This window comes from Legionellales bacterium (assembly GCA_026125385.1).
Taxonomy (GTDB): domain Bacteria; phylum Pseudomonadota; class Gammaproteobacteria; order JAHCLG01; family JAHCLG01; genus JAHCLG01.
Genome location: JAHCLG010000052.1, coordinates 1 through 7860 on the forward strand (window position 1 = coordinate 1; position 7860 = coordinate 7860).

9 protein-coding genes are annotated in these 7860 nt (G+C 39.2%); 4 read left to right on the forward strand and 5 right to left on the reverse strand.

Annotated features, from left to right (window positions below):
- Nucleotides 1-646 (reverse strand): hypothetical protein (locus KIT27_12025; GenBank protein MCW5590374.1); only part of this gene is annotated, 646 nt, incomplete at its 3' end.
- 538 nt (nt 647-1184) lie between these two features.
- Here KIT27_12025 and KIT27_12030 point away from each other — a divergent pair.
- Both KIT27_12030 and KIT27_12035 read left to right on the forward strand, forming a co-directional pair.
- Nucleotides 1185-3218, forward strand: a complete 2034-nt coding sequence (locus KIT27_12030; GenBank protein ID MCW5590375.1) for a RiPP maturation radical SAM C-methyltransferase — start codon at nt 1185-1187, stop codon at nt 3216-3218.
- Nucleotides 3219-3307: 89 nt separating this feature from the next.
- On the forward strand, nt 3308-3466 hold the full coding sequence (locus KIT27_12035; GenBank protein MCW5590376.1) for a hypothetical protein: 159 nt from the start codon (nt 3308-3310) through the stop codon (nt 3464-3466).
- A 45-nt stretch (nt 3467-3511) separates the two neighbouring features.
- On the opposite strand, the gene KIT27_12040 is transcribed toward KIT27_12035, so the two are convergent.
- Together KIT27_12040 and KIT27_12045 are read right to left on the reverse strand one after the other, a co-directional pair.
- Nucleotides 3512-4759, reverse strand: coding sequence for an LbtU family siderophore porin (locus KIT27_12040; GenBank protein MCW5590377.1), 1248 nt, complete (start codon nt 4757-4759; stop codon nt 3512-3514).
- Nucleotides 4760-4933: 174 nt separating this feature from the next.
- Nucleotides 4934-5539, reverse strand: a complete 606-nt coding sequence (locus KIT27_12045; protein MCW5590378.1) for a peroxiredoxin C — start codon at nt 5537-5539, stop codon at nt 4934-4936.
- Between the two features lie 190 nt (nt 5540-5729).
- Between KIT27_12045 and KIT27_12050 the strand changes: the two genes are divergently transcribed.
- Nucleotides 5730-5930, forward strand: coding sequence for a (2Fe-2S)-binding protein (locus tag KIT27_12050; GenBank protein MCW5590379.1), 201 nt, complete (start codon nt 5730-5732; stop codon nt 5928-5930).
- A gap of 144 nt (nt 5931-6074) precedes the next feature.
- Here KIT27_12050 and KIT27_12055 read toward each other — a convergent pair whose 3' ends face one another.
- On the reverse strand, nt 6075-6860 hold the full coding sequence (locus KIT27_12055; GenBank protein ID MCW5590380.1) for a methyltransferase domain-containing protein: 786 nt from the start codon (nt 6858-6860) through the stop codon (nt 6075-6077).
- Nucleotides 6853-7407, reverse strand: coding sequence for a biotin transporter BioY (locus KIT27_12060; GenBank protein MCW5590381.1), 555 nt, complete (start codon nt 7405-7407; stop codon nt 6853-6855). Before KIT27_12060 ends, KIT27_12055 begins: the two co-directional genes overlap by 8 nt.
- A 28-nt stretch (nt 7408-7435) precedes the next feature.
- Between KIT27_12060 and KIT27_12065 the strand changes: the two genes are divergently transcribed.
- Nucleotides 7436-7860 (forward strand): ComF family protein (locus KIT27_12065; protein ID MCW5590382.1); only part of this gene is annotated, 425 nt, incomplete at its 3' end.

The following is a 7860-nucleotide window of genomic DNA, read 5'->3' on the forward strand; positions in this document are numbered from 1 at the left end:
CTTCCCGCGGCGATAGGGTATGTGCCGCACTTTGATGGCGATCTTTAATAAATCGTTTACGATAATCTACATCGGTGGCAAACCGCGTTAATTTGAGCATGGGCAGTTCGTGAATGCATTCTTCTATCATGTTATCAAAAAAATATACGGTAAATTCTTCTAAATTATCGATGGTTTTATCATAAATGAGTTCGGGACGTTCTGGTGGCGAATTTAAAATACACGCAAAGAGTAACACAACATCGAAACTCAGCCGGATGACTCGATAGGTATGATAAACACCATAACGATTTTGCAAATAGGAACGCACGAGTTGCTGAATATTATCAGCGGGTACTTGGCTTGGAAAATCGTGATCAATGCCGATTTGATAACTATCTTTCCACCAATACATGTCACCGCGATGTAACCCATAAATCATATAAGGCGTCGACGCGTTGACATTATTCGAAAGTAATAGTTTCTGATTATTGTTAAGAATGAGGCAGGCCGTGTAATTATCGATATCTTTTAATAAATCCGTTTTACAGAGCTTAGTAATTTTATCGCGGTATTTGATACTGGGCAAATAGGAATATTGACTTAAATCAAGCTTGGGGAGATTGCCTTCGAGCAATTCTTGTAAGTCATTTAGATTAGGAGTCATATTTATCAAGCCCGCCGAGTTTTAAGAGCGCGTTTAAAATCTCCAATGTTGGCCATTAACGGCTGATTTTTGTCCACATTGATTATTTTTTGTGCTGCGGTGTTCAACCATCAACCTTGTCTGATCTCAACTCAAAAATTTGCAACAGCCTCTAACAGTCAAACACGATTCTGACATCGTCTCTATCCACAAACCTAAATTCGGCAATAATGGGGCTTAGACGAATAGGTTGTTAAGGTGTTCATTCTAAAACTTCCGACCGTAAAGTGAAAGTAGTAATCCGCTGAAAATTACTTCACCATGCCAATTTTAAAGAAAATTGATTCTGCTTCACCTATAACATATCTATTTTGGATAGTGATAAATGGAAAAAATAACACACAACTGTTCAAAATTTTATTCAGTTTACGAAAATTGTAACAAAATGCACCACTCCAAATGCCGAGTATAACTTTTGTCGCGACTGAGTTTCCTTTTGTGGTAATTTACAGTAAAATGTCTGGAAAACATAATCGAGCACATCCGCAGCGGAGGAGGCATGCCGATAAACAACACTCACCGCAAAAATTTCCCAGCACGTTCTGCACAAACGCAACCCTCTTCTGACACTTCGGTATTATTCGTTAACATGCCCTTTGCCCCCATTCGTCATGCCTCGATTGCACTCGGTTTAATACAAGCTCATTTAACGCGAGCACAGATTGCTTGTCATACGTTGAATTTTAATCTTAATTATGCTGAAAAAATTTCGTGGTCAGATTATGAAGACATCGCTTATGTGCGCCAACTTGCCGATCTCACTGCCGAAAAAATTGGCTACACCAGTTTAATTGGCGAGTGGATATTTACTGAAGCGTTGTATGGAGAATCTAATACTTATTTAGAGCAATTAAGCCATACTCTCCCCCCATCTACTGTTTCTCATTTACTCGACAATTGCTTTAGGCGTTATGCAACGCTGCAACGTGAAGCAACCTATTTTATCGATGAGTGTTTAGAAAAAATAGTAGCTCAGCAACCAAGAATTGTTGGTTTTACCAGTGTCTTTCAACAACATTTAGCAAGCTTAGTGTTAGCAAAACGCCTAAAAAAAACCGCACCAGAAACGGTTATTATCTTTGGCGGCGCTAATTGCGAAGGGGCGATGGGTTTAGCCACTTTACAACATTTTCCCTTTGTGGATGCGGTAGTTTCTGGAGAATGCGATGCTATTATCGTAAAATTAATTCAACATTACTTACATTCTAATCAACCGTTTATCAGTCCTGGTGTTTACACAAAACTGCATCGTCAGCAAACTTTCTCGCTAACAGTCACTAACACTCCCTCTACACTGCAATTAGATGAATTACCCTATCCCGATTATCAGGATTATTTTAATCAAATCCGCCAATTAAAATTAGATAATCAATTTCCGATTGATATTTTATTTGAAAGCTCACGGGGTTGTTGGTGGGGAGAAAAACAACATTGCACATTTTGTGGGTTAAATGGTAGCACCATGAATTTTCGCAGCAAATTGGCTGAACGAGCAATTGATGAAATTGAAACTTTAATGCAGCAATACCCCAATAGTCATTTATATGCCGTCGACAATATTATGGATATGAAATATTTTCACGATTTTATTCCACAATTAATTGAACGCAAATTAAATATTGAATTATTTTATGAAATCAAAGCTAATCTATCGAAAGATCGTTTGCTTTTATTAAAGCAGGCGGGAATTAAAAAATTACAACCAGGCATTGAAAGTTTATCGACCGCTATTTTAAAATTAATGAGAAAAGGTGTGAGCGCATATCAAAATATTCAATTATTAAAATGGTCAAAAGAAATAGGCATAAGTATTTTATGGAATATCCTGTGGGGATTTCCGCAAGAAACAAATCAAGATTATCAGGAGATGACGGCATTTATTCCCTATTTAACTCACTTACAACCTCCCCTGCGCACCGCACAACTACGCATTGATCGTTTTAGTCCCAATTTTGAAAACCCGCTAGCATTAGGATTTACTCAATTGCGTCCGGTGATGGCTTATCACTATTTATTTCCCTTTGCTAATCAAGAGAGTTTAAATCAATTCGCCTATTATTTTGATGCAGATGCTGTTAATTACTCACTTGATAAATCTATTCTCAGCGAATTTCAACACGCCCTAGAGTTATGGCAAAAGCATCACACTGATAGCAGTTTATTTTATATCGATAAAAAAACCGCGTTAATTGTTATTGACACTCGCGCTATTGCTCAACAACAAATAACCGTATTACAGGAACCACAACGTCAATTATTATTGTTAGCGGATAAAGCGCTGAGTTTAGAACAATTATGTTTAAGTTATAATCAAACTACGGCTTCCGCGATTGATATTAACACCTGTTTAACCTGGATCGAGCCTTTATTAAATTATCATTTTCTTCTGGAAATTGATGAAAAATTTCTCAGTTTAGTATTATCCAGCGACTATTATGCTGTACCCTCCTTGATTTTACAAAAAATTTCTCGCGAACAAAAATCCATACTCAGTAGCAAAGCCGAAAATTCAAGCGAAAATAATCTCTGTTAATTTAAAAAATTGTACAAAATATATCATTAGATCCTTAAAAAAATTTACTATATAATCAAACTTCCCTAAATTGAAAAAAGGAAAATGATATGAATGTAGCAAGCATTTTTAATTTAAACGAACAAGGCGAAGTCATCATCAATTTTGATCAATTGGATGAAGTAGGCTATATGGTTGCTTCTGTAGCTTCTGTGGCTTCTGAAAAATTGCCCAGTGAAATTAACAACGAAAAAATTCACGCCATCTAATTATCATTATTGATCTAAAAAAGCCCGCTTTTGCGGGCTTTTTTATTAGAAATGAATACTCAAGCGCGTAATGAATGCCTGTGACGACTTACTCGTCCCACCATCGCCGAGCGAATAATTTTTATCTCGCGCGTAGGTCATAATGAGATCCGCCTGGGGTAATACTTGAATTTTCCAATCCATTAAATAACGTTGTCGTGGCAATCCTAAACTTGAGGCTTGACGGGATAGTTGATAGCCAATTCCCACATGTTGCGATAATTGCATGGCTTGAAATTGATAACCCACGCTTAATAATCCCGCACTCGGTTTTGCACCGTGCCCCTGAAATGTGACATCATTCACTGAAAAAGGACAAAGCGCGCTCACCCATTCAATTTTAGCATCGTAATCTTGCCATTGACCGTTTAATCCTACGGCCACTCCATCCACCGTACTATTAAAGGTTCGCAAGGCATTGGTGACAGTATTGGCGACTACCGTGCTATGATTAAATACGACAATCGGATAAACCGCTAACACATCCGCCATATTATAAATCCAACTGATCCCAAGATTATAACCATTGTGATTATTATCATCTTGCCATTCATAACCGGCATCGACTCCGACATTTTTAGAGGTTGCGCCATTCGAACGTTTTAATAATCCACGAAATGCATAGCCATCCAAATAAAATCCTTGGGGTTGTAAATATCCTGCTTCAATTTCAGTCGCATTAATTTCAGTTAAATCTTGGGTTAAACTATTCAACACCGTATGAGGATCTTCATAATGTCCAAAATTAATATATTTACGTCCTACGGTGACATAAAAAGGCGACCAGCGCAAATCGCCTACGGTGGCATAAGCTTCATTTAAGCGCAAAAAGTTAATATCCCACGTATGATTAGCGCTCGCCAGAGAATTCGCTGTGTAGTTTGAATTATTTCCAGCAATTTCTACATGCCCCATTAACCAATGGCTAGGAAATACATCGACATCAAACCACGAATTAGCCAAATTAATTTTATTTTTAGCGCCAGACGGTGTGGAGTTGATAGGGAAAAATATTCCCGCAGGATCATTTTTTCCTGTCCAAGGATCCATTTTAAGTGTATTCGCTAATCCTAAATCGATATTTAAATTGCCGGAAAATTTTAAATATTTTGCTAGATAATAATCATTCGCTATAGAAGAAGTGGGTGCTAATTGCTGATGTAAATAGTCTAAATTGGCACGTTGATTTCCCGCCATGACGGGTAAATAAAAAAATGTCATTGCCCCTAAACTCAATGAAAAAATAATTCGCATTATCGTTATCTCCCTATAATTTTTGATCATAAAAAAGGCCGGAATAATTCCCAGCCTTTTTATATTCTCCACGCGTGAATGTTAGGTTGTAATGCCGAGCGAAAGCTACTCAGTTATCAATTCGCTTTCAGTGCGTTAACTTAGCGTCTCACCTCAACATCCTTCGTGTTGCATTTATAATTTTTCGGCATTGGACGCTAAATATTCCGCAACACCTTGTGGATTAGCTTTCATGCCCGCTTGACCTTTTTGCCAATTAGCAGGACACACTTCCCCATGTTCTTCATGGAATTGTAACGCATCCACGACGCGTAAGATCTCACCCATTTCACGTCCTAGTGGTAAATCGTTGACGATTTGTGAACGCACCATACCTTGACGATCGATAATAAACGCACCACGCAATGCCACTCCCGCTTCGGGATGTTCAACACCATAAGCGCGGGCAATACCATGATGAATATCGGCGACCAATGTGTATTTTACGGGGCCAATGCCACCTTGTTGAATGGGGGTGTTGCGCCAAGCATTATGAGTAAAATGAGAATCGATTGAAACACCCACGACTTCCACATTACGTTGTTTAAAATCTTCGATACGATGATCCAATGCAATTAATTCTGAAGGACACACAAAAGTAAAATCTAACGGATAGAAAAACACTACCGCATATTTATTTTTGGTAGCTTCTGCAAAATGATAAGCATCGACAATTTTGCCATCGCCTAACACGGCTGGGGCAGTGAAATCCGGGGCTTTACGACCAACTAATACGCTCATATTATTCTCCAGGGTTTAATGATAATGAAATGTAGAGGCGCAGTGTCGCTTAAAATTTCCTGCTTTGTCAACTCATTAAGTGCTTTTTCAATGGAGAAAGTGCGTGCTTGCTCTCAAGCTTATTGACAATGATTCTCATTTAGCCTAGGCTTATAGTTAATACGAATCATTCTCATTCAAGGTTTTTGCCATGTACATTTGCCTATGCCGCAACGTTACCGAAAAACACATTGAACAAGCCGTGCGAAATGGTGTGTGCTCGCTGCGCGAGGTGTGTAAGCAATTAGGTGTAGCACAACAATGCGGAAAATGCGGGCAACATGCGCGTGCGGCTTTTCAACAGGCTTGTGCGAATCGAACCTCTGCCTCGCCTTCGCGCATAAGTTCTTAGCGCCTATTCAAAGTCTCCAATCTTGGTCATAAACTGCCGATTTTCTGTGCTCCGGTGCTCATTTACTGACGTGTAAACTGCGCTGCCGTGCTCAAAAATCGACACTTTATGACTCAAGCTTGGGAACTTTGAACAGGTTCTAAATTACTGACGCCGAAAATTTGTCAATAAATTATCTACAGGAATTCGCGTCTCGCCATTTTGTCGACGTTGTTTGAGTCCCCAAGCATGGCCATAAATAATTTCAAAACTAGCGGGAAATAAATGATTATTTTCTCCTAAAGTTGGATACTCCAGAAAACATTCAGGTGAGGGGTTAAAGCCACGAAGATTAAGTCGGCTGATTTCTTCGCATAATTGATTTTTATCGGGATACTGTAAAGTGATCATTTCCATATCCATCACTGGATCGTTAAATCCTGCTTGTAACATCGCATCGCCAATATCATGCATGTCTAATAAATTCTGCGAAAAAGTTATAGTCTGATCCGCGTTAGCCACTTGGCGAAATTCTTTTAGTGAATCAATTCCATAGGTTGCAAATAATATCACCCCATTGGACGTTAATAGGCGTCGCCATTCGATCATCATTGCCGCTAAATGCTCAGCGGAAAATAATAATAAATTCGCCAAGATTAAATCAATTGACTGACTGGCAAACGGTAACTGCCGTGGAGATGCTTGCAAACGAATGAGCGAGTGTTTTGGACTAGACGTGAGTCCATAGAGTGTAGCCGAGGGGTAATGCGTGATTAAGGTTTGGGTGAGCGTGGGACTATTCACGGTTAAATCGAGAATTCGTCGTGGAGTAAATTGTAATATTCCGATGCGTTCACTCAAGCGACGACCAATTTCTTCAACTAAAAACGCGGCTTGAGGCACCGCGTTTTGGTGAAAATAGCGAGAAAAAAAGTGCTTAAGTTTATTCATGCCAAAAATACGGAACAACAAACGCTAATACCAGCATTTTTAAAAAATCGATTGCTAGAAATGGCACTAAGCCCATGATAATTGCCTGCTGAAAACTCCCTAAATACCAAGCGAGGACAGGAAGACCACAAGCATAAATTAACGCACTACCTAATAATGCCATAGAAAATGCCGTGATAATATTGCGAGCGCAACCGCGTTCTGTCAAAAACCCCACCACAATACCTGCCATTAAAAATCCTATTAAATACCCGCCGCTTGGTGAAAAAAAGCCTTGAGCAAACACTGGAATATTCAATAACCCTAGTGCTAAGTACGCAGCAATCGTTACGGTTGCCAAACGCCAGCCATAGGTCATCGCAATGAGCAAGACAAAAAATGTTTGCAAGGTGATGGGAACAGGAAAAAGAGGAATGGTTAAATGCGCACCTAATGCAATGGCAAGGATTCCTAGCATCACTAAGCTAACATAACGAATCGCTGGATGAATCGAGGAAAAATCTAAACGCGATTTAACTGATTTAAGTCCACTAACTGCAAATGACATATTATTATCCTTAAACAAGAGTTGAATTATGCCTATAATAGAACGCCGCTCCATTCTGTCAACTATAAAATGTGTGAAAAGGGCGTTGGCCAGACTTTTTCCTCAATATTGTTTGTTGTGTGGATTAATCTCCTGTCCGAACGATTATTTATGCCATGATTGTAAAGCCGATTTACCCTGGGTTGCTCTGGCGTGTGAACGTTGCGGGGAAGCATTGCCGGTGTTTGATGAAGAAAAACTCTGTGGACAATGTTTAAAAAATCCCCCTCTTTTTCAGTCGTGCCAAACATTATGGCATTATGAAGCCCCCATTAATTTTTTTATTACCCAATTAAAATTTCAAGAACGTTTGGCGATGGCCACGATGATGGGTCACTATCTTGCAGAAGAATTAGCTTTATTTTATCGCACGCGCTCGTTACCCAAATATATTATTCCTATTCCGCTGCATAT

Coding starts and splice junctions, on each gene's coding strand:
- KIT27_12030 (MCW5590375.1), top strand. CDS start 1,185: ATGCCGATAAACAACACTCACCGCAAAAATTTCCCAGCACGTTCTGCA.
- KIT27_12035 (MCW5590376.1), top strand. CDS start 3,308: ATGAATGTAGCAAGCATTTTTAATTTAAACGAACAAGGCGAAGTCATC.
- KIT27_12040 (MCW5590377.1), bottom strand. CDS start 4,759: ATGCGAATTATTTTTTCATTGAGTTTAGGGGCAATGACATTTTTTTAT.
- KIT27_12045 (MCW5590378.1), bottom strand. CDS start 5,539: ATGAGCGTATTAGTTGGTCGTAAAGCCCCGGATTTCACTGCCCCAGCC.
- KIT27_12050 (MCW5590379.1), top strand. CDS start 5,730: ATGTACATTTGCCTATGCCGCAACGTTACCGAAAAACACATTGAACAA.
- KIT27_12055 (MCW5590380.1), bottom strand. CDS start 6,860: ATGAATAAACTTAAGCACTTTTTTTCTCGCTATTTTCACCAAAACGCG.
- KIT27_12060 (MCW5590381.1), bottom strand. CDS start 7,407: ATGTCATTTGCAGTTAGTGGACTTAAATCAGTTAAATCGCGTTTAGAT.